Origin of the sequence: Pantoea sp. CCBC3-3-1, assembly GCF_007981265.1 — a bacterium.
Classification (GTDB): domain Bacteria; phylum Pseudomonadota; class Gammaproteobacteria; order Enterobacterales; family Enterobacteriaceae; genus Erwinia.
The window spans coordinates 1,179,878-1,204,442 of sequence record NZ_CP034363.1; the positions used below are offsets into that span (position 1 = coordinate 1,179,878).

The following is a 24,565-nucleotide window of genomic DNA, read 5'->3' on the forward strand; positions in this document are numbered from 1 at the left end:
TAGTGTTCCGGGACGCTCTCAAGTAGAATTGGTACAGAGTGTTGCCAAATGAAATTTATCCAGGAGACGGTAATGTCATACAGTGGCGAACGTGAACAAACAGCACCTCACATGGCTTTAGTGCCGATGGTGGTCGAACAAACCTCTCGCGGAGAGCGTTCTTACGACATTTTTTCCCGCCTGCTGAAGGAACGCATCATCTTCCTGACCGGCCAGGTTGAGGACCACATGGCGAACCTGATCGTCGCGCAGATGCTGTTTCTGGAAGCCGAGAACCCGGAAAAAGATATTCACCTGTATATCAACTCTCCTGGTGGCGTGATTACCGCTGGTATGTCGATTTACGATACCATGCAATTTATCAAACCCGATGTCAGCACCATTTGTATGGGCCAGGCTTGTTCAATGGGCTCATTCCTGTTGACCGCGGGCGCCAAAGGTAAGCGTTACTGCTTGCCGCATTCACGCGTGATGATCCACCAGCCGCTGGGCGGTTTCCAGGGCCAGGCATCTGACATTGATATTCACGCGCGTGAAATTATCAAAACCAAACATTTGATGAACGACCTGATGGCTAAACACACCGGTCAGACCGTTGAAACCATTGAGCGTGATACTCAGCGAGATCGTTTCATGTCTGCCAGTGAAGCAGTGGAATATGGTTTAGTCGATTCCGTGCTGAGCCAGCGCGGCTGACAGGCCGTAATGACGAATACTGCTGCCGATAAGATTCAGGCAGACGCGCCGCACGCGCGTTAGTGCATAAGAGGGGCAAGTTAATGACAGATAAGCGCAAAGACGGTTCAGGAAAACTGCTGTACTGTTCTTTTTGCGGCAAAAGCCAGCATGAAGTTCGTAAGCTGATTGCCGGCCCGTCAGTATATGTCTGCGATGAGTGTGTCGATTTATGTAACGACATCATTCGCGAAGAGATCAAAGAAGTTGCGCCACACCGTGAGCGCAGCGCGCTGCCGACGCCACATGAAATCCGCGAGCACCTTGACGATTACGTTATCGGGCAGGAAAGAGCCAAAAAAGTGCTGGCTGTAGCGGTTTATAACCACTACAAGCGCCTGCGTAACGGCGATACCAGCAACGGCGTGGAGCTGGGCAAAAGTAACATCCTGTTGATCGGTCCGACCGGTAGCGGTAAGACCCTGCTGGCAGAAACGCTGGCCCGCCTGCTGGACGTGCCGTTTACCATGGCCGATGCCACCACGCTGACCGAAGCCGGTTACGTGGGTGAAGATGTCGAAAACATCATTCAGAAGCTGCTGCAAAAATGTGATTATGACGTGCAGAAAGCGCAGCGCGGCATTGTCTATATTGATGAAATCGACAAGATTTCCCGCAAGTCAGACAACCCGTCTATCACCCGTGACGTGTCGGGCGAGGGCGTGCAGCAGGCGCTGCTGAAGCTGATTGAGGGCACGGTTGCCGCCGTTCCGCCGCAGGGCGGGCGTAAGCATCCGCAGCAGGAGTTTTTGCAGGTTGATACCTCAAAAATCCTCTTTATCTGCGGCGGGGCGTTTGCCGGCCTGGATAAGGTCATTTCGCAGCGCGTTGATTCCGGCAGCGGGATTGGCTTTGGCGCAACGGTAAAAGGCAAGGCGGAAAAAGCGACTGAAGGCGAGCTGCTGGCGCAGGTTGAGCCGGAAGATTTGATCAAGTTTGGTCTGATCCCGGAATTTATCGGCCGTCTGCCGGTAGTTGCCACGCTGACCGAGCTGAGCGAAGACGCGCTGATCCAGATCCTGAGAGAGCCGAAAAACGCGCTGACCAAACAGTATCAGGCGCTGTTTAACCTCGAAGGCGTGGAGCTGGAGTTCCGTGAGGAAGCGCTGAAGGCGATCGCCAAAAAAGCGATGTCCCGCAACACCGGCGCGCGCGGTCTGCGCTCAATTGTGGAGGCTGCCCTGTTGAACACCATGTACGATCTGCCTTCCATGGATGATGTGGAAAAAGTCGTTATTGATGATTCTGTTATCGCGGGCGAATCTGAGCCGATGATGATTTATGGCAAAGGTGAAGCGCAGCAGGCCTCCGGCGAATAAATTTATCGTTGAACGAAAAGAGAGCCAAATGGCTCTCTTTTTTTTGCCCGGCGTAAAGTAGACCGACAATAAAAAAGGCCCGCATAAGCGGACCTTTTAAGGAAGCAGTGAAAGGGCTGCTTAGCCTTTCAGCTCATCCCAGTGAGTAATCAGGTGGCTGGCGATGCCATACTCAATAGCCTGCTGCGGGCTCATCCAGTAGTTGCTGTCGGTATCCTGCTCAACCTTTTCCAGCGGCTGGCCGGTTGCTTTGCTGATCAGCTTATTGATGCGGTCGCGAGCACGAAGCAGCTCGTTCGCTTCAATTTCAATATCTGAAACTTTACCGCGGACGCCGCCCAGCGGCTGGTGGATCATAAAGCGTGTATTTGGCAGCGCGTAACGATCTTCTTTGTCAGCCGCGAGGAAGATAGTAATACCGGCGCTTGCGACCCAACCAGTACCGATAACCTGCACTCTTGGCTTCACGAATTTAATCATGTCGTGGATGGTATCGCCTGCTTCGACGTGACCGCCCTGACTGTTGATAAACAGCTTGATCGGCTCGTCACCCATCTCCTGCAAAATCAGCAGCTGAGCCGTGACTTTTTCCGCCAGCGCCTGGTCGATCTCACCTGAGATAATGACTGAGCGGGCTTGCAGCAGTTTATTAAGGGCTAGTGAGCTTTTCTCATCCTGGCCGTTTTCTTTCTTTGGCTCCTGAGACATCTTTAGACTCCATCGGATACGGGCTGTATAAGTAATGAAGTTTAGCATAATCCATTCAACAGCTAAATCAACACCGATTCGGAAAGCGGTTTTGCATCCAAAACAGCGTGTTAGTCAAACAAGAGGCCGCAATCGCTCCGCTGCCGTTTTATCGCTTTTGGCTGAGGATGCCCGGCCACCGTGCGCTGGCGGTCAGAACACTGTCCTTTCCGACTGACAAAATAGTGTCAAAATGGGCTATATTAGAATCTGTTCACTTAAATTAAGTCAGCCTGTAAAGGCCGTAGAAAAGGCATGAGGTTAACTGATGACAGACAAGCGCAAAGACGGTTCAGGGAAGCTGCTGTACTGCTCTTTTTGCGGCAAAAGCCAGCATGAAGTGCGTAAGCTGATTGCCGGCCCGTCAGTGTACATCTGCGATGAGTGCGTTGATTTATGTAACGACATCATCCGCGAAGAGATCAAAGAAGTGATGCCGCATCGTGAGCGCAGTTCGCTGCCGACGCCGCATGAAATCCGCGAGCATCTTGACGATTATGTTATCGGGCAGGAAAGAGCCAAAAAAGTGCTCTCGGTGGCGGTTTATAACCACTACAAACGCCTGCGTAACGGCGATAACAGCAACGGCGTGGAGCTGGGCAAAAGTAACATCCTGCTGATCGGTCCGACCGGTAGCGGTAAGACCCTGCTGGCAGAAACGCTGGCCCGCCTGCTGGATGTGCCGTTTACCATGGCCGATGCCACCACGCTGACCGAAGCCGGTTACGTGGGTGAAGATGTCGAAAACATCATTCAGAAGCTGCTGCAAAAATGTGATTATGACGTGCAGAAAGCGCAGCGCGGCATTGTCTATATTGATGAAATCGACAAGATTTCCCGCAAGTCAGATAACCCGTCTATCACCCGTGACGTGTCGGGCGAGGGCGTGCAGCAGGCGCTGCTGAAGCTGATTGAGGGCACGGTTGCCGCCGTTCCGCCGCAGGGCGGGCGTAAGCATCCGCAGCAGGAGTTTTTGCAGGTTGATACCTCAAAAATTCTCTTTATCTGCGGCGGTGCGTTTGCCGGTCTGGATAAGGTCATTTCGCAGCGCGTTGATTCCGGCAGCGGGATTGGCTTTGGCGCCACGGTAAAAGGCAAAGCGGAAAAAGCGACTGAAGGCGAGCTGCTGGCGCAGGTTGAGCCGTTCGATCTGATCAAGTTTGGTCTGATCCCGGAATTTATCGGCCGTCTGCCGGTGGTTGCCACGCTGACCGAGCTGAGCGAAGACGCGCTGATCCAGATCCTGAGAGAGCCGAAAAACGCGCTGACCAAACAGTATCAGGCGCTGTTTAACCTCGAAGGCGTGGAGCTGGAGTTCCGCGAAGAAGCGCTGAAGGCGATCGCCAAAAAAGCGATGTCCCGCAACACCGGCGCGCGCGGTCTGCGCTCAATCGTGGAGGCCGCCCTGCTGAACACCATGTACGATCTGCCTTCCATGGACGAAGTGGAAAAAGTGATCGTTAATGATGCGGTTATTGCTGGGCATTCCGAACCCGAGCTGGTCTTTCTCAGGCCTGAGGCTCAGCAGGCGTCTGGTGAATAAATAACCATACCATTCCAACTGTTTAGCGCCTGAAGGGGGAAATTTTTCCCCCTTTTGCATTTCTCGCTCACATAGCGTTGAATGTCCCGTATTCATCCCCATATACTCAACTACCTGTGGGTAAAACTGCACTTTAGTTGACTGTTGTGGTTCCCATCACCCTGGCGGAAATTAAACTAAGAGAGAGCTCTATGAATCCTGAGCGTTCTGAACGCATTGAAATCCCTGTGTTGCCGTTGCGTGACGTAGTGGTTTATCCGCACATGGTAATTCCGTTGTTTGTAGGTCGTGAGAAATCGATTCGCTGCCTTGAAGCCGCCATGGATCATGATAAAAAAATCATGTTGGTCGCTCAGAAAGAAGCTTCAACGGATGAACCTGGCATTAACGATCTCTTCTCTGTAGGGACCGTAGCCTCGATTCTGCAAATGCTTAAACTGCCTGACGGCACGGTAAAAGTGCTGGTAGAAGGTCTGCAACGTGCACATATCACTACGCTTGCGGATAATGGCGATCATTTTACCGCCCAGGCCGAATATCTGGCTTCGCCGGAAATTGACGAGCGCGAGCAGGAAGTGCTGGTGCGTACGGCGATTAATCAGTTTGAAGGCTATATCAAACTGAACAAAAAAATCCCGCCTGAGGTGCTGACGTCACTTAACAGCATTGAGGATGCGGCGCGCCTGGCGGATACCGTGGCTGCGCATATGCCGTTGAAACTGGCAGATAAGCAGTCCGTGTTGGAAATGTCAGACGTTAACGAGCGTCTGGAATATCTGATGGCGATGATGGAATCGGAAATTGACCTGTTGCAGGTTGAGAAACGCATTCGCAATCGCGTTAAAAAACAGATGGAAAAAAGCCAGCGCGAATATTATCTGAACGAGCAGATGAAGGCGATTCAGAAAGAATTGGGCGAAATGGACGATGCGCCTGATGAAAACGAAGCGCTGAAGCGTAAAATCGACGCGGCAAAAATGCCGAAAGAAGCGCGCGAAAAAACCGAAGCCGAACTGCAAAAACTGAAAATGATGTCGCCGATGTCAGCGGAAGCAACCGTGGTGCGTGGCTACATCGACTGGATGGTGCAGGTTCCGTGGAATGCCCGCAGCAAAGTGAAGAAAGACCTGGTGAAGGCGCAGGAAACGCTGGATACCGATCACTTCGGGCTTGAGCGCGTCAAAGATCGCATTCTGGAATATTTAGCCGTACAGAGCCGCGTGAGCAAAATCAAGGGGCCGATCCTGTGCCTGGTCGGGCCTCCAGGCGTAGGTAAAACCTCGCTGGGCCAGTCTATTGCTAAAGCTACCGGACGCAAATATGTCCGTATGGCGCTGGGTGGCGTACGTGATGAAGCGGAAATCCGCGGTCACCGTCGTACTTACATCGGTTCCATGCCGGGCAAGTTGATTCAGAAAATGGCAAAGGTGGGGGTCAAAAACCCGCTGTTCCTGCTGGATGAAATCGACAAAATGTCTTCGGATATGCGCGGCGATCCGGCCTCGGCGCTGCTTGAAGTGCTGGATCCGGAACAGAACATTGCCTTTAACGATCACTATCTGGAAGTGGATTACGATCTTTCCGACGTGATGTTCGTGGCAACGTCTAACTCGATGAACATCCCGGCACCGTTACTGGACCGTATGGAAGTGATTCGTCTGTCAGGCTATACCGAAGATGAAAAACTCAATATTGCTAAACAGCATCTGCTGTCTAAACAAATTGAGCGTAATGCCCTGAAAGAAAGCGAGTTGACGGTTGATGACAGCGCTATTGTTAGCATCATTCGTTACTACACCCGCGAAGCCGGTGTACGTAGCCTTGAACGTGAACTGTCAAAACTCTGCCGTAAAGCGGTTAAAATGCTGCTGATGGACAAGAGCATTAAGCACATTGAAATTAACGCAGACAACCTGAAAGATTTCCTGGGCGTACAGCGTTATGACTACGGCCGTGCTGAAAGTGAAAACCGTGTAGGCCAGGTAACGGGTCTGGCATGGACCGAAGTTGGCGGTGACCTGCTGACTATCGAAACCGCCTGCGTGCCGGGTAAAGGTAAACTAACCTACACCGGCTCACTCGGTGAGGTGATGCAGGAATCTATCCAGGCCGCGTTGACCGTGGTGCGCGCACGTGCAGAGAAGCTGGGTATTAACGGCGACTTCTACGAAAAACGCGACATCCACGTTCACGTGCCGGAAGGCGCTACGCCGAAGGATGGCCCGAGTGCAGGTATTGCGATGTGTACCGCGCTGGTTTCGTGCCTGACGGGCAATCCGGTTCGTGCAGATGTAGCGATGACGGGTGAAATTACGCTGCGCGGTCAGGTTCTGCCAATCGGTGGCCTGAAAGAAAAACTGCTGGCGGCACACCGTGGTGGCATCAAAACGGTACTGATCCCGGATGAAAACAAGCGCGATCTGGAGGAAATTCCGGACAACGTGATCGCCGATCTGGATATTCATCCGGTGAAACGCATCGAGGAAGTGCTGACGCTGGCTCTGCAAAATGCCCCATACGGCATGCAGGTTGCCACCGCAAAATAGTGATGTAAGACAAAAACACCCTAAATCCAGAGCTGGCAGGCAAATTCGCACTTGCCAGCTTTTTTTTGTCCCGCTAATTTAGGGTGCTGTTAAGCCAGTGATGGTCAGAACAAGCTGAATGAGACTTCGGCTTAACCAGCAGAAGCTAAACTAGCGGATGCGTGCTCGTAGAGGGGCCACCAGCCCGGATGCGAAGTAAATAATAATGAGGGGATGATTGAGTGAATAAGTCACAGTTGATCGACAAAATCGCTGCTAACGCTGATATTTCTAAAGCAGCAGCGGGACGTGTGTTAGACGCTTTCATGGACTCCGTTTCTGACTCACTGAAAGCAGGTGATGAAGTAGCACTGGTTGGTTTTGGCACCTTCTCAGTACGTGAACGTTCTGAGCGTACCGGTCGTAATCCACAAACCGGGAAAGAAATTACGATTCCAGCGGGGAAAGTACCAGGCTTCCGTGCCGGTAAAGCGCTGAAAGACGCCGTTAATTAAGGGCGATCACAGCATTTTCTTCGGTGGAGTGAGGACTGTCCTGACGTTCTCATGTACCATACGGGCACATCTGAATTACGATGTGCCTTTTTTTATGCACCAATTAACACGAGCGGCCTGATACGCAGCAGCGTGGAGCGTCCCCAGGAAGTTGGGACGAACGCGCAAGGGTTTACATTCATACTACAGCGGAGTGTTGTCACACCATGATGGACAATTTACGCGCGGCGTCGAACCATGTCGTGCTCAAAATTATACTGGGTCTGATCATCCTGTCCTTTATTTTGACCGGGGTGGGCAACTACCTGATCGGCGGCAACGGTGATTACGCCGCTAAAGTAAACGGGCAGGAAATCAGTCGCGCACAGCTTGAAAGAGCTTTCAGTAATGAACGTTCACGCCAGCAGCAGATGCTGGGCGAACAGTTTTCTCAATTAGCCAGCAATCCTGCTTATATGCAGCAGATCCGTCAGCAGGCGCTGTCTCAGCTGGTTGATGAGCAGCTTCTGGATCAGTATGCAAAAGAGTTGAAGCTGGCTATCAGTGATGACCAGATCAAACAGGCAATTTTTAACCAGCCTGCATTCCAGACTAACGGCAAGTTTGATAACGCCAGATATCTGGCCATTATCAATAACATGGGCCTTTCTGCCGAGCAGTATGCGCAGGCGCTGCGTAAACAGCTGACCACGCAACAGCTAATTGCTGCCGTTACCGGCACCGATTATATGCTGCCGGGTGAGACAGAGTCGCTGGCCGCGCTGGTGTCGCAGGAACGTCTGGTACGTGAAGCGACGATCAACGTTGCGGCGTTGGCAGCAAAACAGACCGTTAGCGACGAAGACGTTAAAAACTACTACGAGCAGAATAAAAACAACTTTATGGCACCGGAGCAGTTCCGCGTCAGCTATATCAAGCTGGATGCGGCGGCAATGCAAAAAAGCGCCAGCGAGAGCGATATTCAAAGTTGGTACGATCAGCATCAGGCTGATTACACTCAGCCACAGCGTAGCCGCTTCAGCATCATTCAAACGAAAACCGAAGCCGATGCGCAGTCGGTACTGGATGCGCTGAAAAAAGGCGGTGACTTTGCCGCGCTGGCAAAAGAGAAATCAACCGATCCAATCTCTGCCCGTAACGGGGGTGATATGGGCTGGCTTGAGCCGGCGACCACGCCGGATGAGCTGAAAAACGCCAACCTGAAACAGAAAGGCGAACTTTCTGGCGTGATCCCTTCTTCCGTTGGCTTCATTGTTGCCCGACTTGATGACGTTCAGGCTCAGCAGGTTAAGCCGCTGTCTGCGGTGCATGACGACATTGCCGCGAAGGTTAAGCAGGAGCAGGCGCTGGATGCTTATTATAAGCTGCAGCAAAAAGTCAGTGATGCGGCAAGCAATGACAATGAGTCACTCGCTACGGCCGAAGAAGTGGCTGGCGTCAAAGCCGTGGAGACAGGCTGGTTCAGCCATGATACGCCCCCAGCCGAGCTGAATTACAAGCCGGTTGAACAGGCGATCTTCAATGGCGGTCTGGTCGGTGAAGACGGCGCGCCGGGCAGTAACTCAGACATTATTACCGTAGATGGCGATCGTGCCTTTGTGCTGCGCATTAGCGGTCATAAACCTGAAGCGGTGAAACCACTGGCTGAAGTCAAAGCGCAGATCGAAGCGTCGCTGAAGACCGAAAAAGCGCAGAGCGCCGCAAAAGCTCAGGCAGAAAAACTGCTGGTCGATTTGAAAGCAGGCAAAGGTGCAGAGGCGATGAAAGCGGCGGGGCTGAGCTTCAGCGATGCTAAAACGCTGACCCGCAATGGCCAGGACGCACTGACGCAGTCTGCCTTCACCATGGCGCTGCCAGCGAAAGACAAACCGTCTTACGGTGTCAGTGAAGACGGTCAGGGCAATGTGGTCGTGCTGGCGCTTGAGCAGGTTCGTAGCGGCACCATGCCGGAAGCGCAGAAGAAAGCCATGATTCAGGGTATCACGCAGAATAATGCGCAGATTGCCTTTGAAGCCTTGCTCAGTAATCTGCGTAAAGAAGGCAAAATCAAATACGGTGCAGCGGCACAGGCCCAATAAGCCTCGCAAAAAAACTGCAACGTTTTGCAATAACAAAGGCCGCTTATGCGGCCTTTTCCATTTCTGGTTTCTGCTGTTTGTCCCGATGCCGCGGTGGGGGTAGGCTGACCGTGCTGTCAAACACATGGAGGAAAGCAGCATGCAAAACAGGTTACTCACCGCGCTATGCTTTACGCTACTCACCGGGGCAATGGTGCCGTCAGTTACTGCGCAATCCGTTACGGCTACCGAGCCAGCAACCAGCGTGACCGGACAAAAGGCCACTGAACAGCCGACATCAGCGGATGAACTTGTCAGTATCAATCAGGCAACGGCGGAACAACTGAGTGCAGTGATGAACGGCGTTGGGCTGAAAAAAGCGCAGGCTATTATCAACTACCGTGAACAGTACGGGCCTTTTACCCAGTTGGATCAGCTGAAAGAGGTTCCCGGCATGGGAAATGCGTTGGTAGAGCGTAATGTCTCACGGCTTAAATTGTGATCTTTCTCGCGACTAACACGCTGCACGCTGCCGGATAGGCGGGACGGCTGCTAAGGTGATAGAGGTCATACCAGTTGGTGTGGCCTCTTTTTTTCAGAGGAGTGCGTGATGCAAACCATGATCAAAGTCCGCGGCTATCATCTTGATGTCTATCAGCATGTCAACAATGCACGCTATCTGGAATTTCTTGAAGAAGCCCGCTGGGCATGGCTTGAAAGGCTGGAGTCCTTTCAGTGGCTGAATGAGAATCAGCTCGCTTTTGTGGTGGTCAACATCAACATCAACTATCGTCGCGCGGCACGGATGGGCGATCTGCTGCAAATTCACAGTCAGCTGCTTGAACTGGGAGAGAAGAGCGGGGTGATTGGACAAACGGTGACGCTGGCTCCCGGCGGAGATGCGGTTGCCGACGCCACGCTAACCTTTGTCTGCATCGATCTGCGCACGCAAAAAGCGCAGCCGATGACAGGAGAGCTAAAACAGCGAATGGAGGAGATGCTGTCAGCGTAAGCCGGTTTTACGCTGCATTTCTTGCATAACGGCAGCGCTATTTATCTGGTAATCACGCAGGCCATTCGCTCGCAGATGACAGGCGGCGCACTCGCCACAGCCGTCGCCCTTGATGCCGTTGTAGCAGGTCAGCGTGTCGTTACGTACTAATGATAGCTGCTGCCAGTAGTCGGCGAGCGCCCAGGTTTCGGCCTTGTTCAGCCACATCAGCGGTGTTTCAAAGCGTACCGGACGAGCAGTGCCCAGTTCGATGGCATGATTGAGTGCCTTTACGAATTCGTCGCGGCAGTCCGGGTAGCCCGAAAAGTCGGTTTCGCAAACACCGGTAATCACTGCTTCAGCGTCGACCTGGTAGGCATAAATTGAAGCGAGGGTTAGAAATAAAATATTGCGTCCCGGCACAAAAGTACTTGGGAGGCCGCTGGCTTCAGGATCGTAAGCCGGAACGGGGATGCTGTCGCGCGTCAGGCTGCTAACGGCCAGCTCGTTGAGCAACGTAACATCCAGAACTTTATGCGCACGGGCACCCAAAGAGCGCGACAGCTGTTCGGCAATATCAATTTCCGCGCGGTGACGCTGGCCGTAATCAAACGTGATGCAATGCACCTCGTCATACTGCTTTAATGCCTGAATCAGGCAGGTTGTTGAATCCTGGCCGCCGCTGAAAACGACTACTGCACGTTTCATTCTTTATACCTTATTTGACTGTTGCGCCGTATGGTACTGCCTGCCGGGCAAGAAGGGTAGCCCAGCTGTTGGAACGGCGGATATAAACCCTGACAGAGGTTAGACCAATATTTTCTGCCAGCACGCCAGATCGTCAATATTTTCTGTAACTCAGGCGCGATGATAATAAGTGTCGGGATAGCGCTACCGGTTGAGACACCCACTTTGCCAGAGAGCCATCCTCAACAAAATGACCGAGGCCACCCTGAAAAGCGAGCTGCTCGCTCTTTCGTCTGGCAGTCGAAAAGGCATAACAGCAATAAACGGCAATCCCAGCAGCGGCTCATGTTTCCTTCCATTAAATATTTGAAAATGGTAAGGCATAAACAGGAAAAAAGGTTTGCTCATTTACCTGTAAAATCGCACCTTAAGAGAGAATCATTCTCCTGAAGAGCCCTGTGACAGATAAAACTGACCTAAGCTGCTGGCTCTTTTGCAACTGGACTGTACGTTGTCTCTTCAGGCACTGGCGGATGCCGTTCATTTAACCACCACGCCGTGCTGGAAACGCTTGAAAAGACGGGAAGAGGAAGGCTATATTCGCGCCCGTGATGCGTTACTGGACGCGGAAAAACTGGCGTTGCCGCTAACTGCGTTTATGCTAATCAAGGCCCAGCAACATAACAGCAGCGGGTATCAGCTGTTTGTTGCGATCGTTCATGCAATGCCAGAAGTTATGGGATGTTATCGCATGGTCGGAGAATATGATTATCTTCTGCGGATCGGGGTTGCCGATATGAAAAGCTACGACGCCTTCTCTAAGCGTTTAGTGAATGCCATTCCAGGTTTACTGGACGTTACGTCGAGCTTTGCTATGGAAGAGATAAAATACACAACGGCGCTGCCGTTATAGAGCCTGTTTGTGTCAACCTCGCTCAATCTTAACCAGGACGTTTTACTGTGCGACTGTTTAGTCAATTAAGCTGGTTTTTTCTGCGTGAATGGCGGCGCTATCTTGGGGCCGTTTTCCTGCTGGTGGTCATCGCGCTTTTGCAGCTGTTACCGCCCAAAATCGTCGGCACTATTGTCGATGGGATTTCTCACCAGCATATGAGTGCCTCGCGGCTGCTGATGTGGGTTGGCGTTATGCTGATCACTGCGGTGGTGGTCTATCTGCTGCGCTACGTCTGGCGAGTGCTGCTTTTTGGCGCATCTTACCAGCTGGCCGTTGAGCTTCGTCAGGATTTTTACCGTCAGCTAAGCCGCCAGCATCCGGAATTTTATTTGCGTCACCGGACGGGGGATCTGATCGCCCGTGCCACCAATGACGTGGATCGCGTCGTTTTTGCCGCGGGGGAAGGCGTACTGACCCTGGTCGATTCGCTGGTAATGGGGCTGGCTGTTCTGATTGTGATGAGTACACAAATAAGCTGGCAACTCACGCTGCTGGCGCTGGTGCCGATGCCGGTAATGGCCATAGTGATTAAACGCTATGGCGATCAGCTGCACGATCGCTTCAAGCATGCTCAGGCGGCTTTTTCCTCCCTGAACGATCAAACTCAGGAAAGCCTGACCAGCATCAGGATGATTAAGGCTTTTGGATTAGAGGATCATCAGTCCAGTCAGTTTGCGGGTATCGCTCGTGAAACCGGCCAGAAAAATCTCCGCGTCGCGCGGGTGGACGCGCGCTTCGACCCCACGATTTATATCGCTATCGGCATGTCGAATCTGCTGGCGATTGGCGGTGGAAGCTGGCTGGTCTGGCACAATGAGATGACGCTGGGTCAGTTGACCAGCTTCGTCATGTATTTAGGACTGATGATTTGGCCAATGCTTGCGCTGGCATGGATGTTTAATATTGTCGAACGAGGCAGCGCGGCATGGAGTCGTATCCGCTCGCTGCTGTCGGAGTCACCCGCTGTGGCAGACGGCACGAAAACGCTGCCGGAAGATCGTGGGCAGTTACAAATCGCGATCCGTGAGTTTTGCTATCCAGGCGCGCAGCAGCCTTCGCTTCACCATGTCAATGTTAACCTTAAGCCCGGGCAGATGCTGGGACTGTGTGGTCCGACAGGCTCGGGGAAAAGTACCTTGCTCAGTCTGATCCAGCGTCATTTTGATATCGCGCAGGGGGATATACGCTATCACGGCATTCCTCTTCCTCAGCTGCGGCTTGACAGCTGGCGTAGCCGACTGGCCGTGGTCAGCCAGACACCGTTTTTATTCTCTGACACCATCGCCAATAATATCGCGCTTGGAAGACCGACGGCCTCGCAACAGGATATTGAGCAGGCGGCCAAACTGGCGAACGTCCATGACGATATTTTGCGCCTGCCGCAAGGCTATGACACCGAAGTGGGAGAACGCGGCGTCATGCTTTCTGGTGGGCAAAAACAGCGTATCTCTATTGCCCGGGCGCTGTTGCTCAATGCTGAAATTCTGATCCTTGATGATGCGCTTTCTGCGGTCGATGGGCGCACCGAACATCAAATCCTGCATAACTTACGCAAATGGGGAGCGGGCAGAACGATTATTATTAGCGCTCACCGGCTGTCGGCGTTGACGGAAGCCAGTGAAATCCTTGTGATGCAAAGCGGCACCGTCGCCCAGCGTGGGCAACATACTCTCCTGGCCGGGCAAAGCGGCTGGTATCAGGATATGTATCGTTATCAGCAGCTTGAAGCCGCGCTGGACGAGGACGAAATCGAGAAAGGTGTCCCTCATGGCGAATCTTAATCAACTCTGGCCAACGCTGAAACGTTTGCTGAGCTATGGCTCACCCTGGCGGAAATCGCTGGGTCTGGCGGTATTGCTGCTGTGGATTGCGGCGGCCGCTGAAGTTCTGGGGCCGGTGTTGGTCAGCTATTTTATTGATAACATGGTCGCGAAACACACGATGCCGATTGGGCTGGTTACCGGTCTGGCCGTGAGCTTTATCCTGTTACAGATTCTGGCTGCCGGGTTGCACTACTGGCAGGCACTCCTGTTTAACGAGGCCGCGGTAGGCGTCGTCCAGCGCTTGCGTACGGATGTGATGGATGCCGCGTTACGCCAGCCTCTTAGCGCCTTCGATACTCAGCCGGTAGGCCAAATCATCTCGCGCGTGACTAACGATACGGAAGTTGTTCGCGATCTCTATGTGACCGTCGTGGCGACGGTTTTACGCAGCGCCGCACTTGTTGGGGCCATGCTGGTGGCCATGTTTAGCCTGGACTGGCGTATGGCGCTGGTCGCAATCACTATTTTCCCTGCCGTCTTAACCGTAATGCTGATCTATCAGCGTTACAGCACGCCGATTGTGCGTCGCGTCCGGGGCTACCTGGCCGACATCAACAACGGTTTTAATGAAGTGATTAACGGCATGAGCGTGATCCAACAGTTCCGCCAGCAGGCGCGCTTTGGGGAGCGAATGGGGGAGGCGAGCCGTTCGCACTACCTGGCGCGAATGGAAACGCTGCGGCTGGATGGCTTTTTATTGCGGCCGCTGCTCAGCCTGTTTTCGGCAATGATCCTTTGTGGATTAATGATGCTGTTTGGCTTTTCCGCGAACGGAAGCTTTGAAGTTGGCGTGCTCTACGCATTTATTAATTATCTTGGCCGCCTGAATGAGCCGCTGATCGAATTAACCACGCAGCAGTCGATGTTACAGCAGGCCGTTGTAGCAGGTGAGCGTATTTTTGAGCTCATGGATGCGCCTCGTCAGCACTACGGTCGCGACAATAAGCCGCTGGCGTCCGGGCAGATTGAGATTGAAAATTTGAGCTTTGCCTATCGCGACGATCGCAATGTGCTTAGCGATATCAATCTGCACGTGCCTTCCCGCAGCTTCGTGGCGCTGGTTGGACATACCGGCAGCGGGAAAAGTACGCTGGCCAATCTGATGATGGGTTACTATCCGATCAATCAAGGCGAAATTCGTCTGGATGGCCGGCCGCTCTCTTCGCTCAGTCACGGCGTGTTAAGGCAGGGTGTGGCGATGGTGCAGCAGGATCCGGTGGTACTGGCCGATACCTTTTTTGCCAACATTACCTTAGGCCGCGATATCAGCGAAGAGGCGGTATGGCAGGCTCTGGAAACGGTACAGCTTGCCGGGCTGGCGCGCAGTTTATCCGATGGGATCTATACCCGGCTGGGCGAGCAGGGGAATAACCTTTCGGTCGGACAGAAGCAGCTTCTGGCAATGGCCAGGGTACTGGTTGCCTCACCTCAGATCCTCATCCTGGATGAAGCAACGGCGAACATCGATTCCGGTACGGAACAGGCGATTCAGAAAGCGCTACAGGCCGTTCGCAAAAAAACCACGCTGGTGGTGATCGCACACAGACTGTCTACAATTACCGAGGCCGACACCATTCTGGTGCTGCATCGGGGGCAGGCCGTTGAGCAAGGGCATCATCGCGAGCTGCTGGAAAAACAAGGCCGCTACTGGCAAATGTACCAGTTACAGCTGGCTGGAGAGGAGCTTGAAGCGCCTGAAAGCGTAACAATGTAGCCGTTTCGCTGCACCACGATCAGGCGATAAATTCACCTTACGTGGCGAAATGCACACTTCTGACGCAGAGTGCACCTGAATGGTGCACTTTCCTCAGATTGGCTTTAGCGGCTTCGTTACGCTAAACACAGCCCGGCCCGTGCGTACGCAATATCCACCCCTCTCATCTTCTGAATATCTTCTTTTTTTATTTGTGGCACAGCCTTTGCTTTGATCAGTCCGTGTGGGGTGAAACAACCGTTTTCGTTACCTGGAGGGGATCGTATGAAGCTGGTTACTGTGGTAATCAAACCGTTCAAATTAGAAGACGTGCGTGAAGCACTGTCTTCAATCGGCATTCAGGGATTGACCGTAACCGAAGTTAAAGGTTTTGGTCGCCAGAAAGGGCATGCAGAACTTTATCGCGGGGCTGAATACAGCGTGAACTTCCTGCCGAAGGTAAAAATAGACATTGCGATTGCAGACGACCAGCTGGATGAAGTGGTCGATGTGATCAGTAAAGCCGCCTACACCGGCAAAATTGGTGACGGGAAAATTTTTGTTGCAGAACTGCAACGGGTTATCCGTATTCGCACCGGCGAAACTGACGAAGCAGCGCTGTAATCTCAGGGCTAAGAACTGTGATGGGATGGAATAAAATGAATAAAAAATTAGCTACGTTCGGTCTCGCGGGCCTGGCACTGTTACCTTCACTGGCGATGGCGGCAGCGCCAGCAGTGGCAGATAAAGCGGACAACGCTTTTATGATGATTTGCACCGCGCTGGTGCTGTTTATGACACTACCCGGCATTGCCTTATTCTACGGCGGATTAATCCGCGCTAAAAACGTGCTTTCTCTGATGACTCAGGTTTCCGTCACCTTCGCGCTGGTTTGCGTATTATGGATGGTGTACGGCTATTCACTGGCGTTTAGCGAAGGTAACGCTTTCTTTGGCGGCTTTAGCATGGTGATGCTAAAAAATATTCAGCTTACGGCGCTGGTCGGCTCGTTCTATCAGTATATTCACGTCGCGTTCCAGGCCTCTTTTGCCTGTATTACCGTTGGCCTGATTGTTGGTGCGATCGCTGAACGTATCCGTTTTTCTGCGGTGCTGATCTTTGTCGCAATCTGGCTGACGTTCTCTTATCTGCCTATTGCTCATATGGTGTGGTCAGGCGGCCTGCTTGCTCAGGACGGTGCACTGGACTTTGCGGGTGGCACGGTAGTTCATATCAATGCGGCCGTCGCGGGGCTGGTTGGTGCTTACCTGGTTGGCAAACGTGCCGGTTTTGGTAAAGAAGCCTTTAAACCTCATAACCTGCCGATGGTCTTTACCGGCACCGCAATCCTTTACGTTGGCTGGTTCGGCTTTAATGCGGGTTCTGCCAGCGCGGCAAATGAAATTGCAGGCCTGGCCTTTATTAACACCGTTATGGCTACCGCAGGAGCCATGCTCAGCTGGACCTTCGGTGAATGGGCACTGCGCGGTAAACCGTCTCTGCTGGGCGTCTGTTCCGGCGTGATTGCCGGTCTGGTCGCTATCACCCCAGCCTGTGGTTATGTTGGCGTGGGTGGGGCATTAATCATCGGTATCGTTGGTGGTTTGGCCGGTCTTTGGGGCGTAACGACGCTGAAAAAATGGCTGCGTGTTGACGATCCTTGTGACGTATTCGGCGTGCACGGCGTATGCGGTATCGTTGGCTGTATCCTGACTGGCGTTTTTGCCTCGCCTTCCCTGGGCGGGGTGGGTTATGCCGAGGGTGTCTCTATGGGACATCAGGTATGGGTTCAGTTGCTGAGCGTCGGCGTGACCATTGTCTGGACCGGCGTGGTAGCCTTTATCGCCTTCAAGGTAGCGGATATGACTGTCGGACTGCGTGTTCCTGAAGACCAGGAGCGTGAAGGTCTTGATGTTAACAGCCATGGCGAAAATGCTTACAACCAGTAATCCGTCACTAAATTAACGGATAAAAACGGCTCCCTCGGGAGCCGTTTTTCGTTACACAGCCAATTTTACCGCACGCGCATTACGCCTTCCTGCACTGTAGACGCAACCAGGATCCCATCCTGCGTATAAAATTCTCCGCGGACAAACCCTCTGGCACCCGAGGCTGAGGTGCTCTCAACGCTATACAATAGCCAGTCATTCAGATTAAAAGCGCGATGGAACCACATTGAATGATCGATAGTGGCCACCTGCATACCCGGCTCAAGAAAACCTTTGCCATGAGGTTGCAGCGCAACAGGCAGAAAATTGAAATCGGAAGCGTAGCCCAGCAGATATTGATGGATCCTTTTATCGTCAGGCAGCGGGCCATTCGCCCGCAGCCAGACATGACGTACAGGCTCATCAACATGTCCTTTCAGAGGATTATGAAATTTCACCGGACGAATATCGAAAGGCTTTTCCGACAAAAACTTTTCCCGCGCTTTTTCAGGAATGAAATGGGAAAGCTGTTTGGCGATTTCGCCTTCTGCGGGGAGATTGTCCGGCCCGGCGACCTGCGGCATCGGTTTTTGATGTTCGAAGCCCGTTTCCGGTGCCTGAAAAGAGGCGGTCATATAAAAAATAGGCTGTCCGTTCTGGATGGCACTGACGCGACGGGCGCTGAAGCTTTGTCCATCACGTAGCGTTTCCACATCATAAATAATCGCTTTCTGGCTATCGCCAGGGCGCAAAAAGTAGCTGTGGAATGAGTGGATAATGCGTTCAGCCGGTACCATCTGCTTCGCAGCATAGAGCGCCTGTCCTACTACCTGACCACCAAAAACCTGACGCAGGCCCAAATCTTCACTTTGGCCGCGAAACAGGCCTTCTTCCAGCTTTTCCAGATTCAACAGCGTTAACAGGTCATGCAGTGCCTGGCTCATTACGGCATCCTCAATAGTCGGTTCACATTCAGTTTGCGAATACAACCGGTTGCCGTCAACGGGCGAAGCGGGTTTCTTTAAAGGATTGCCCAGCTTCCAGGCAAATATCAGTAACCTGTGCCAGAATTAAGGCCTGTGGGACAGGGAAACTCTGTCTCTTATGGTTTGGTAAAAATGACTTTTTGCATTGATCATAAGGAGAATAAATCAATGAAACTCTGGCCTGTACTGACCGGTGCCGCTCTGGCGGTGACACTCTCTGGATGTGCTGACAAGGGAGGGTATGTGCCAACGGCAACGCTGGCTTCGCAGGTGGCGGGACAACAGTCGACAATCCGACAGCCTAACGTCAGTGGTTCGATTTATATTCGACAGAATGTCTCTTTGCCGCCGGATTCATCTCTGACCGTGACCCTGTCTGATGCTTCAGTTTCAGATGCGCCATCGAAAGTGCTTTCACAACGGGTGGTGCTGACCGATGGTAAACAGGCGCCATTTAAATTTATTCTGCCTTTCAATCCGGCGGATATTCAGCCGAATGCCAGAATTCTGCTTAGCGCGGCAGTTATCGTAGACCATAAAGTTGTCCTTATTACTGACAATGTTAAAACGGTCATCAACAGCGGCGGGACCAAACAGGATCTGACCCTGGTACCCGTTCCCTCCAGAGCGCTGCCAACGCAGGCTAAGCCGGCAACCACGCTGCCGTCAACGTCACCGACTCAGGTAAGCCCTTCATCCTCTGTGCCTGCGCCAACGTCTCTGTAAAAACTGCTTCGGTAAAGATAGCCGCCCCGGTTGGGGCGGTTTATTGCACCCAGCGATAACGGGCTAAAGCAATTTTCCCCTCAGGACTGACTTCAATTCCCTCAGCCAGCAAGGCCTGGCGCTGACGATCGAGATCGGTGCCCGTTAACGAAATTTCGCCCAGACGGTTGATGACGCGATACCATGGAAGCCTGCTCCCTTCAGGCAGGCGTTTTAATACCCCTCCTACCTGGCGTGCGGCACGAGGCGAACCTGCCAGCCGGGCGATTTCGCCATAAGTGGTGACTTTACCAAAGGGGATTGCTGCAACAATGTGATAAATACGCTGCTGAAAAGTATCATTTTCCATTATCAATTCTCCTTCACTACTTCCGGCAACAGAAAATACTGTCCAGAGCGGAAGGGCTGACAGGTAATTTTCAGACCGGTAAAAAGCATAAAATGTGGGCGGAGTGCGCTGAAATCGACGGGATCGAACAAGAAATCAACGGTTGCCAGAGGTGGGGTTGCAATTGCCGGGGGCTTCATTGATAATGCCCTCGCTCCATAACATGGAGCCGTCAATGGGGGCCCGGTTGGTTCTCCCGCAACGCTAACTTGTGAACTCGGTCAGATCCGGAAGGAAGCAGCCGCAGCAGGTGACGCGTGTGCCGGGATGTAGCTGGCAGGGCCCCCACCCAATTTCCCTTCGGAAAACCCTACCTTTCTCATCCTTATTACTGTACTGCTTACTCTGCCTTATTTCCCGATTAGCGAACAAATTTCCAAACGGCAACCGGTACTTTGTCGTAAAGCTTATTCATCGTCAGTTCAGCAAGACGATGGTCAGCAGCGGAATAGAACACTGCCAGTTCATTATCGGATAATTCGTATTTATTTTTCTCGATTACACGTTCGAGGGTGTCGATAGACCGACACCGTCTTAAACGCATCAGATAATCAGTTTTAGTCAGGAGTTTATCTGTCATTGTTAAGCCGTTGAAAATATAAAGGGTTACTAAAACGAATGGCTCGCCTGAGCAGTGACGAAAGCGCATTCCTCTACAAAAATGTTGAACAGCCGCTTCGCTGATTTTTGCCATCGTTTGAGATCTTGAACATTAATGCCGTAATTACTGAAAAGCATAAACGTATCGTCAAGATATTCATCTATCTGGCTAATCAGATCGCTATCTTCGATATGCTTGATTTTGTAATTCATGGTAAAAGCAGCAATATGCTCAATCAAGTCGTTAAGCTGCAAATTTATTGCTGAAGTAGGATCGTTAACCCAACCGTGATGGCTGTCACCCAAGGTGGCAAGACTTTCATCATACAGGTTTTCACACAAAAATTTAAGCTGGGCGATATCATGCCTTTTTGGTGAGTATTCGTCCATCTTTTTCCCCTCCATAGCGAGTGAAAAATGCCGTTAACGCAGGCTTTAGCGAGCGATTTGCCAGGAAGCGATTTTGGATATCTTACTCGTAATCTAAATAAATATAACCTGGTTAACTCTATTTTGGAGGCTATTACCCAAAATTACAATTCATCGGCAACGGAAGCGGGTTCCGTATCGATAAAATCAAAAACAAGTGCATCGGGCTGCCATTCAAAATTTACCGTTTGGATTGTTAACTGTTCACTATCAATATCAAGACAAGGGTTAAACACCCGCCAGCAAAAGCTGTAATTCATCTTATAACGCGAATGTTCTACATATTCTATAGAAATAATTTTTGTGCTGTCGGGAACATATTGCGCATTTTGTGAATACCACTGCAATGATCCGGTCAGCTCATCTTCTATTTTGGGAATAATCCGCTGAATAAATTGTTGTAGTTCAGCCGCATTTACTTCACGGAACCCGTCGCTGAAAGGAATACGTTTGCGCATTTTTTCTCCACAGAGTTAATAAATGCTAATACAGATAATTGTTCTCAATGGCGGAATAATCAAGGTCGTATAAAAAAATATTAACTATCATGATGATTTGACTGTTAATTATTTTAGTCGGTAAAACGGCTTTCTGCGATAGAAAAACGAAAGAAGTTATAGATTTTTTTATATAACCCTGACGGGTATTCAATAATTTTCTGGAAATAATTAGATACACTTTGCGCCAGCAAAACAAGATGCTCTCAGTGTATGGTATTGTTATGTTATAACATACAGGTATGGCGGTTATGTATTTATCAAGGCCATTTGTTCTGTGCGGCACGCTTTTAACTCAACCGGCATGGGTGCGATTCGCGCTCGCTGCCTTTCTTGCAGGCTCATTGGTAGCCATCACCTGCTGGGCAATCTTCTGATGATTAACATGACCAATCTTGTGGTGGGGTATCAGGGAAAGCGTGTCACGCCCAACATCAACGGCACCTTTCTGCCTGGCACAATGACTGCACTGACCGGAGCGAATGGGGCAGGTAAATCAACCCTGCTGAAAACGCTGGCGGGATTGCTTCCCGCCGTTAGCGGACATTTCGAGTTACCTCAGAGATGCAACATGGCATGGCTGCCTCAGCAATCAGAAATCGAGAAAAGTTTCCCCATCAGCGTCGTTGACCTGGTGGCGATGGGATGTTGGAAACAGTGTGGCTGGTTTGGGGCAATCGATCGCAGCATGCGGCAAAAAATCATGACGGCTCTGGAAAAAGTGGGCATGCGTGATTTTGCGACCGCTCAACCTGCGACACTCTCCGGCGGCCAGCTGCAACGGGTACTCTTTGCCCGACTCCTGGTCCAGGAGGCACGGTTGCTGCTGCTTGATGAGCCTTTTACCGGAATCGACAGCCAGACAATTGAGCTGCTGCTGGCATTACTGGCAGAAAGACACCGGGCAGGCTGTACCCTGATTGTGGTGCTGCATGACAGGGCCCTGGTTGGAAAATACTTTCCACAAACATTGCAATTGCTGACAGATCGGGCCGAATGGAGCAGCGCGCCTGCTGAGGTAATGTCCGCCAGTTTCGGCTATGAGAAGCAGGCATGATGATCCTCTCGCTTATCCATCCTTTTATTGAGTTTGGCTTTATGCGCCGTGCGCTGGTTGCTTGTGTTGCGCTTTCGCTTAGCGCCACGCCGTTAGGTCTCTTTTTGCTGTTACGCAGAATGAGCCTGGTCGGGGATGCGCTTTCTCATGCGGTATTGCCGGGAGCGGCTATCGGCTATCTGATATCTGGTTTGTCGCTGGTTGCCATGGGCGTTGGCGGCGTCATTGCCGGGCTGTCGGTTGCGCTGCTCTCAGGTGCAGTCAGCCGCTATACGCCCTTACGTGAAGATGCCAGTTTCGCGGGATTTTATCTCGGCTCGCTGGCGCTAGGCGTGACGCTGGTATCACTGCGCGGTTCCAGCGTAGATCTGCTGCATGTGCTATTTGGTTCACTGCTCGCGGTAGATAATCCCTCAATCCTGTTGGTCAGTACGATTGCCGCTGTTTCGTTACTGACGCTGGCCCTGATTTATCGTCCGCTGGTAATCGATGCTTTCGATCCTACTTTTTTACGTGCGCAAAGCCGTTGGGCCGCACCACGGGTTCACGGTATTTTCCTGATTCTGGTGGTGACTAATTTGGTAGCGGGTTTTCAGGTGCTCGGTACGCTGATGTGTGTGGGGCTAATGATGTTGCCTGCCGCCGCCGCGCGATTCTGGCGGCAGGAACTTCCGGGCATGATGGTTTGTGCGATGATCCTCGCTTTACTTGCCAGCTTTATCGGCCTGACCGCTTCATTTTATCTTGCGCTGCCCGCCGGCCCTGCCGTGGTACTCAGCGCCGCAATACTCTTTTTTATTTCGATTTTGCTCGGGCCATGCGGGGGCATTTTACGCATGCGCCTTTTTATTATTGGTAAGGAGAAAGTATGAAGAAGTTACCTGTTGCGCTGGCCGTCGCTGCGATGTTTATTGCGCCGCTGGCGATGGCAAAAACGGTGGACGCAGTCGCCAGTTTTTCAGTTTTAGCGGATATCGTGACTCAGGTGGGGGGGGAACATGTGCAGGTTAAAAGCCTGGTAGGGCCGAATGGCGATCCTCACAGCTTTGAGCCGACGCCACAGGATAGCCAGGCGCTGGCGAAGGCTGATGTGGTATTTGTCAGCGGACTGGGGCTGGAAGGATGGATGGATCGTCTGATTTCCGCTTCAGACTATAAGGGCAAGGTGATTGTCGCTTCTCAAGGCGTTGCAACCCGCACTCTGGAAGAGGAAGGAAAAACCATTACCGATCCACACGCCTGGAACAGCATGAAAAATGGGGTGATTTACGCGACTAACGTTATGAACGCGCTGATTGCGGCCGATCCGCAGGATGCCAGCGACTTCCGTCAGCGTGGTACTGAATACATTAATCAGTTGCAAAAGCTGGACGGCTGGGCAGCAGCCAGCTTCGCCGCAATCCCTGCGACAAAACGTAAAGTCCTGACCAGTCATGATGCTTTTGGCTATTTTGGCCAACGCTATAGCGTTAGTTTTATGTCGCCGGTTGGTTTTTCAACCGAGTCGGAAGCGAGCGCTGCAAATGTGGCCGGTTTAATTACTCAGCTGAGAAAAGAGCATATTGGCCGCTACTTTATTGAGAATCAGACCGACCCACGGCTGGTGAAACAAATTGCTAATGCAACGGGTGCCCGGCCCGGCGGCGAACTGTATCCTGAAGCATTAACGAAAAAGGGCGGCGAAGCGGATACCTACCAGGCAGCGTTTAAGCATAACGTCAACGTGATGCTGACCAGCATGAAATAACACTGAGCATTAACCGTGGGGAAAACAAAAAGGGCCGCATAATGCGGCCCTTGTTGTTTAGCGCTTTTTCTTCCTGCCCTGTACGGCCTTAAAGCGCGGATTGCTTTTACAGATAACAAAAACGCGGCCGTGGCGACGCACAACTTTGCAATCCTGATGACGTTTTTTGGCTGAAGCCAGCGAACTCAATACCTGCATACTGCCTCCTTATTTTTTGAAGAAATGACCAAAACGCTGGTTGAAGCGATGCGCACTGCCTTCTTTCGTAAACTCTTTCTGTTTACCGGTGTAGTACGGGTGCGAAGCAGATGAAACATCGAGAGGGATGTAGGGCAGCGTTTTGCCATCCAGCTCGACGGTGCGATCGGTTTTGATGGTAGAACCGACGATAAAGTAAGTGTCAGCGCTGGTATCGTGGAAAGCCACGGTACGGTAAACCGGATGAATATTTTCTTTCATAAATCCTCTTTGCTGATTCGTATGTTATAACATAACATTATTATGCCCACCACAGGCTGGAATTGCAACAGGGTGAGTCTGTTGCTAAAGCAATGCGTCAGCAGAGAGGAAAGGGGGAAAACCGGTCTGTAGGGAGAAAAAAGGCAAAAAAAAGAGGC

The 24,565-nt window shown here is 51.9% G+C and carries 25 protein-coding genes, 1 other RNA gene and 1 pseudogene; 18 read left to right on the top strand and 9 right to left on the bottom strand.

The window, feature by feature from the left end; all coding sequences use genetic code 11:
• Positions 1 to 72: 72 nt before the first annotated feature.
• Complete coding sequence (clpP, locus tag EHV07_RS05360) at positions 73 to 696, top strand: ATP-dependent Clp endopeptidase proteolytic subunit ClpP (protein WP_147195795.1); 624 nt, start codon at positions 73 to 75, stop codon at positions 694 to 696.
• Positions 697 to 779: 83 nt separating this feature from the next.
• Positions 780 to 2,054, top strand: a complete 1,275-nt coding sequence (gene clpX, locus EHV07_RS05365) for an ATP-dependent protease ATP-binding subunit ClpX (protein WP_147195797.1) — start codon at positions 780 to 782, stop codon at positions 2,052 to 2,054.
• 120 nt (positions 2,055 to 2,174) lie between these two features.
• Here clpX (EHV07_RS05365) and EHV07_RS05370 read toward each other — a convergent pair whose 3' ends face one another.
• Entirely contained in the window at positions 2,175 to 2,762 is a 588-nt protein-coding gene (locus EHV07_RS05370) for an ATP-dependent Clp protease proteolytic subunit (RefSeq protein ID WP_147195799.1), read from the bottom strand.
• Between the two features lie 307 nt (positions 2,763 to 3,069).
• Between EHV07_RS05370 and clpX (EHV07_RS05375) the strand changes: the two genes are divergently transcribed.
• From clpX (EHV07_RS05375) to EHV07_RS05400, 6 genes are all read left to right on the top strand, one after another.
• On the top strand, positions 3,070 to 4,344 hold the full coding sequence (clpX, locus tag EHV07_RS05375; RefSeq protein ID WP_147195801.1) for an ATP-dependent protease ATP-binding subunit ClpX: 1,275 nt from the start codon (positions 3,070 to 3,072) through the stop codon (positions 4,342 to 4,344).
• Between the two features lie 191 nt (positions 4,345 to 4,535).
• Positions 4,536 to 6,890, top strand: a complete 2,355-nt coding sequence (lon, locus tag EHV07_RS05380) for an endopeptidase La (RefSeq protein ID WP_147195804.1) — start codon at positions 4,536 to 4,538, stop codon at positions 6,888 to 6,890.
• A gap of 221 nt (positions 6,891 to 7,111) precedes the next feature.
• Positions 7,112 to 7,384, top strand: coding sequence for a nucleoid-associated protein HU-beta (gene hupB / locus EHV07_RS05385; protein WP_147195806.1), 273 nt, complete (start codon positions 7,112 to 7,114; stop codon positions 7,382 to 7,384).
• 206 nt (positions 7,385 to 7,590) lie between these two features.
• Positions 7,591 to 9,462 carry a peptidylprolyl isomerase gene (gene ppiD, locus EHV07_RS05390; protein WP_147195808.1) on the top strand — a complete coding sequence of 624 codons (1,872 nt, stop codon included), beginning with the start codon at positions 7,591 to 7,593 and terminating at the stop codon, positions 9,460 to 9,462.
• 139 nt (positions 9,463 to 9,601) lie between these two features.
• Positions 9,602 to 9,943 carry a helix-hairpin-helix domain-containing protein gene (locus EHV07_RS05395; RefSeq protein ID WP_254446310.1) on the top strand — a complete coding sequence of 114 codons (342 nt, stop codon included), beginning with the start codon at positions 9,602 to 9,604 and terminating at the stop codon, positions 9,941 to 9,943.
• A 108-nt stretch (positions 9,944 to 10,051) separates the two neighbouring features.
• The gene (locus EHV07_RS05400; RefSeq protein WP_147195810.1) at positions 10,052 to 10,453 is read left to right on the top strand and encodes a thioesterase family protein; all 402 of its coding nucleotides are present in this window, start codon (positions 10,052 to 10,054) and stop codon (positions 10,451 to 10,453) included.
• On the opposite strand, the gene queC is transcribed toward EHV07_RS05400, so the two are convergent.
• Positions 10,445 to 11,140 (bottom strand): 7-cyano-7-deazaguanine synthase QueC, encoded by a 696-nt coding sequence (gene queC, locus EHV07_RS05405; RefSeq protein WP_147195812.1) that lies wholly within the window; start codon positions 11,138 to 11,140, stop codon positions 10,445 to 10,447. The two genes, EHV07_RS05400 and queC, sit on opposite strands and share 9 nt — an antisense overlap.
• 437 nt (positions 11,141 to 11,577) lie before the next feature.
• On the opposite strand from queC, the pseudogene EHV07_RS05410 reads away from it, so the two are divergent.
• The 5 genes and pseudogenes from EHV07_RS05410 (at position 11,578) to amtB (ending at position 17,539) form a co-directional block, all read left to right on the top strand.
• Positions 11,578 to 12,032 (top strand): annotated as a pseudogene (locus EHV07_RS05410) (Lrp/AsnC family transcriptional regulator).
• Between the two features lie 47 nt (positions 12,033 to 12,079).
• Positions 12,080 to 13,855: a SmdA family multidrug ABC transporter permease/ATP-binding protein gene (locus tag EHV07_RS05415; protein ID WP_147195818.1), complete on the top strand. Its 1,776-nt coding sequence runs from the start codon at positions 12,080 to 12,082 to the stop codon at positions 13,853 to 13,855.
• Positions 13,842 to 15,611, top strand: a complete 1,770-nt coding sequence (locus EHV07_RS05420) for a SmdB family multidrug efflux ABC transporter permease/ATP-binding protein (protein ID WP_147195820.1) — start codon at positions 13,842 to 13,844, stop codon at positions 15,609 to 15,611. Before EHV07_RS05415 ends, EHV07_RS05420 begins: the two co-directional genes overlap by 14 nt.
• A 264-nt stretch (positions 15,612 to 15,875) precedes the next feature.
• Positions 15,876 to 16,214 (top strand): P-II family nitrogen regulator, encoded by a 339-nt coding sequence (gene glnK, locus EHV07_RS05425; protein ID WP_007886947.1) that lies wholly within the window; start codon positions 15,876 to 15,878, stop codon positions 16,212 to 16,214.
• 35 nt (positions 16,215 to 16,249) lie between these two features.
• Positions 16,250 to 17,539, top strand: a complete 1,290-nt coding sequence (gene amtB / locus EHV07_RS05430; RefSeq protein ID WP_147195823.1) for an ammonium transporter AmtB — start codon at positions 16,250 to 16,252, stop codon at positions 17,537 to 17,539.
• Positions 17,540 to 17,604: 65 nt separating this feature from the next.
• Here the strand turns inward: amtB and tesB are convergent, their stop codons facing one another.
• Positions 17,605 to 18,462 (bottom strand): acyl-CoA thioesterase II, encoded by an 858-nt coding sequence (gene tesB, locus EHV07_RS05435; protein ID WP_147195825.1) that lies wholly within the window; start codon positions 18,460 to 18,462, stop codon positions 17,605 to 17,607.
• Positions 18,463 to 18,672: 210 nt separating this feature from the next.
• On the opposite strand from tesB, the gene EHV07_RS05440 reads away from it, so the two are divergent.
• On the top strand, positions 18,673 to 19,230 hold the full coding sequence (locus EHV07_RS05440) for a YbaY family lipoprotein (RefSeq protein WP_147195826.1): 558 nt from the start codon (positions 18,673 to 18,675) through the stop codon (positions 19,228 to 19,230).
• 40 nt (positions 19,231 to 19,270) lie between these two features.
• On the opposite strand, the gene EHV07_RS05445 is transcribed toward EHV07_RS05440, so the two are convergent.
• Positions 19,271 to 19,582 (bottom strand): MGMT family protein, encoded by a 312-nt coding sequence (locus tag EHV07_RS05445; protein ID WP_168199671.1) that lies wholly within the window; start codon positions 19,580 to 19,582, stop codon positions 19,271 to 19,273.
• Between the two features lie 221 nt (positions 19,583 to 19,803).
• On the opposite strand from EHV07_RS05445, the gene ffs reads away from it, so the two are divergent.
• An RNA gene (gene ffs / locus EHV07_RS05450) (signal recognition particle sRNA small type) lies at positions 19,804 to 19,900 on the top strand.
• Positions 19,901 to 19,979: 79 nt separating this feature from the next.
• Here ffs and EHV07_RS05455 read toward each other — a convergent pair.
• The 3 genes from EHV07_RS05455 to EHV07_RS05465 form a co-directional block, all read right to left on the bottom strand.
• Entirely contained in the window at positions 19,980 to 20,198 is a 219-nt protein-coding gene (locus EHV07_RS05455) for an HHA domain-containing protein (protein ID WP_147195830.1), read from the bottom strand.
• Between the two features lie 29 nt (positions 20,199 to 20,227).
• Positions 20,228 to 20,608, bottom strand: coding sequence for an Hha toxicity modulator TomB (gene tomB / locus EHV07_RS05460; protein WP_147195832.1), 381 nt, complete (start codon positions 20,606 to 20,608; stop codon positions 20,228 to 20,230).
• 143 nt (positions 20,609 to 20,751) lie between these two features.
• Positions 20,752 to 21,105 carry a hypothetical protein gene (locus tag EHV07_RS05465; protein WP_147195834.1) on the bottom strand — a complete coding sequence of 118 codons (354 nt, stop codon included), beginning with the start codon at positions 21,103 to 21,105 and terminating at the stop codon, positions 20,752 to 20,754.
• 415 nt (positions 21,106 to 21,520) lie between these two features.
• Here EHV07_RS05465 and EHV07_RS05470 point away from each other — a divergent pair, with 415 nt between their 5' ends.
• From EHV07_RS05470 to EHV07_RS05480, 3 genes are read left to right on the top strand one after another with little or no spacing between them, the layout of a single operon-like run.
• Entirely contained in the window at positions 21,521 to 22,201 is a 681-nt protein-coding gene (locus tag EHV07_RS05470) for a metal ABC transporter ATP-binding protein (RefSeq protein ID WP_147195835.1), read from the top strand.
• Positions 22,198 to 23,073: a metal ABC transporter permease gene (locus tag EHV07_RS05475; protein ID WP_147195836.1), complete on the top strand. Its 876-nt coding sequence runs from the start codon at positions 22,198 to 22,200 to the stop codon at positions 23,071 to 23,073. The genes EHV07_RS05470 and EHV07_RS05475 overlap by 4 nt, the downstream gene beginning before the upstream one ends.
• Positions 23,070 to 23,948 carry a metal ABC transporter solute-binding protein, Zn/Mn family gene (locus tag EHV07_RS05480; RefSeq protein WP_147195837.1) on the top strand — a complete coding sequence of 293 codons (879 nt, stop codon included), beginning with the start codon at positions 23,070 to 23,072 and terminating at the stop codon, positions 23,946 to 23,948. The genes EHV07_RS05475 and EHV07_RS05480 overlap by 4 nt, the downstream gene beginning before the upstream one ends.
• Before the next feature lie 57 nt (positions 23,949 to 24,005).
• Here EHV07_RS05480 and ykgO read toward each other — a convergent pair whose 3' ends face one another.
• Entirely contained in the window at positions 24,006 to 24,146 is a 141-nt protein-coding gene (ykgO, locus tag EHV07_RS05485) for a type B 50S ribosomal protein L36 (RefSeq protein WP_147195839.1), read from the bottom strand.
• A 9-nt stretch (positions 24,147 to 24,155) separates the two neighbouring features.
• Positions 24,156 to 24,407 carry a type B 50S ribosomal protein L31 gene (locus EHV07_RS05490; RefSeq protein ID WP_147195841.1) on the bottom strand — a complete coding sequence of 84 codons (252 nt, stop codon included), beginning with the start codon at positions 24,405 to 24,407 and terminating at the stop codon, positions 24,156 to 24,158.
• Between the last annotated feature and the right edge of the window lie 158 nt (positions 24,408 to 24,565).

Excerpts from the sequence above, each read along its gene's own strand:
- clpP (WP_147195795.1), top strand. The coding sequence starts at position 73 with ATGTCATACAGTGGCGAACGTGAACAAACAGCACCTCACATGGCTTTA.
- clpX (WP_147195797.1), top strand. The coding sequence starts at position 780 with ATGACAGATAAGCGCAAAGACGGTTCAGGAAAACTGCTGTACTGTTCT.
- EHV07_RS05370 (WP_147195799.1), bottom strand. The coding sequence starts at position 2,762 with ATGTCTCAGGAGCCAAAGAAAGAAAACGGCCAGGATGAGAAAAGCTCA.
- clpX (WP_147195801.1), top strand. The coding sequence starts at position 3,070 with ATGACAGACAAGCGCAAAGACGGTTCAGGGAAGCTGCTGTACTGCTCT.
- lon (WP_147195804.1), top strand. The coding sequence starts at position 4,536 with ATGAATCCTGAGCGTTCTGAACGCATTGAAATCCCTGTGTTGCCGTTG.
- ppiD (WP_147195808.1), top strand. The coding sequence starts at position 7,591 with ATGATGGACAATTTACGCGCGGCGTCGAACCATGTCGTGCTCAAAATT.
- EHV07_RS05395 (WP_254446310.1), top strand. The coding sequence starts at position 9,602 with ATGCAAAACAGGTTACTCACCGCGCTATGCTTTACGCTACTCACCGGG.
- EHV07_RS05400 (WP_147195810.1), top strand. The coding sequence starts at position 10,052 with ATGCAAACCATGATCAAAGTCCGCGGCTATCATCTTGATGTCTATCAG.
- queC (WP_147195812.1), bottom strand. The coding sequence starts at position 11,140 with ATGAAACGTGCAGTAGTCGTTTTCAGCGGCGGCCAGGATTCAACAACC.
- EHV07_RS05420 (WP_147195820.1), top strand. The coding sequence starts at position 13,842 with ATGGCGAATCTTAATCAACTCTGGCCAACGCTGAAACGTTTGCTGAGC.
- glnK (WP_007886947.1), top strand. The coding sequence starts at position 15,876 with ATGAAGCTGGTTACTGTGGTAATCAAACCGTTCAAATTAGAAGACGTG.
- amtB (WP_147195823.1), top strand. The coding sequence starts at position 16,250 with ATGAATAAAAAATTAGCTACGTTCGGTCTCGCGGGCCTGGCACTGTTA.
- tesB (WP_147195825.1), bottom strand. The coding sequence starts at position 18,462 with ATGAGCCAGGCACTGCATGACCTGTTAACGCTGTTGAATCTGGAAAAG.
- EHV07_RS05440 (WP_147195826.1), top strand. The coding sequence starts at position 18,673 with ATGAAACTCTGGCCTGTACTGACCGGTGCCGCTCTGGCGGTGACACTC.
- EHV07_RS05455 (WP_147195830.1), bottom strand. The coding sequence starts at position 20,198 with ATGACAGATAAACTCCTGACTAAAACTGATTATCTGATGCGTTTAAGA.
- tomB (WP_147195832.1), bottom strand. The coding sequence starts at position 20,608 with ATGGACGAATACTCACCAAAAAGGCATGATATCGCCCAGCTTAAATTT.
- EHV07_RS05465 (WP_147195834.1), bottom strand. The coding sequence starts at position 21,105 with ATGCGCAAACGTATTCCTTTCAGCGACGGGTTCCGTGAAGTAAATGCG.
- EHV07_RS05470 (WP_147195835.1), top strand. The coding sequence starts at position 21,521 with ATGATTAACATGACCAATCTTGTGGTGGGGTATCAGGGAAAGCGTGTC.
- EHV07_RS05475 (WP_147195836.1), top strand. The coding sequence starts at position 22,198 with ATGATGATCCTCTCGCTTATCCATCCTTTTATTGAGTTTGGCTTTATG.
- EHV07_RS05480 (WP_147195837.1), top strand. The coding sequence starts at position 23,070 with ATGAAGAAGTTACCTGTTGCGCTGGCCGTCGCTGCGATGTTTATTGCG.
- ykgO (WP_147195839.1), bottom strand. The coding sequence starts at position 24,146 with ATGCAGGTATTGAGTTCGCTGGCTTCAGCCAAAAAACGTCATCAGGAT.
- EHV07_RS05490 (WP_147195841.1), bottom strand. The coding sequence starts at position 24,407 with ATGAAAGAAAATATTCATCCGGTTTACCGTACCGTGGCTTTCCACGAT.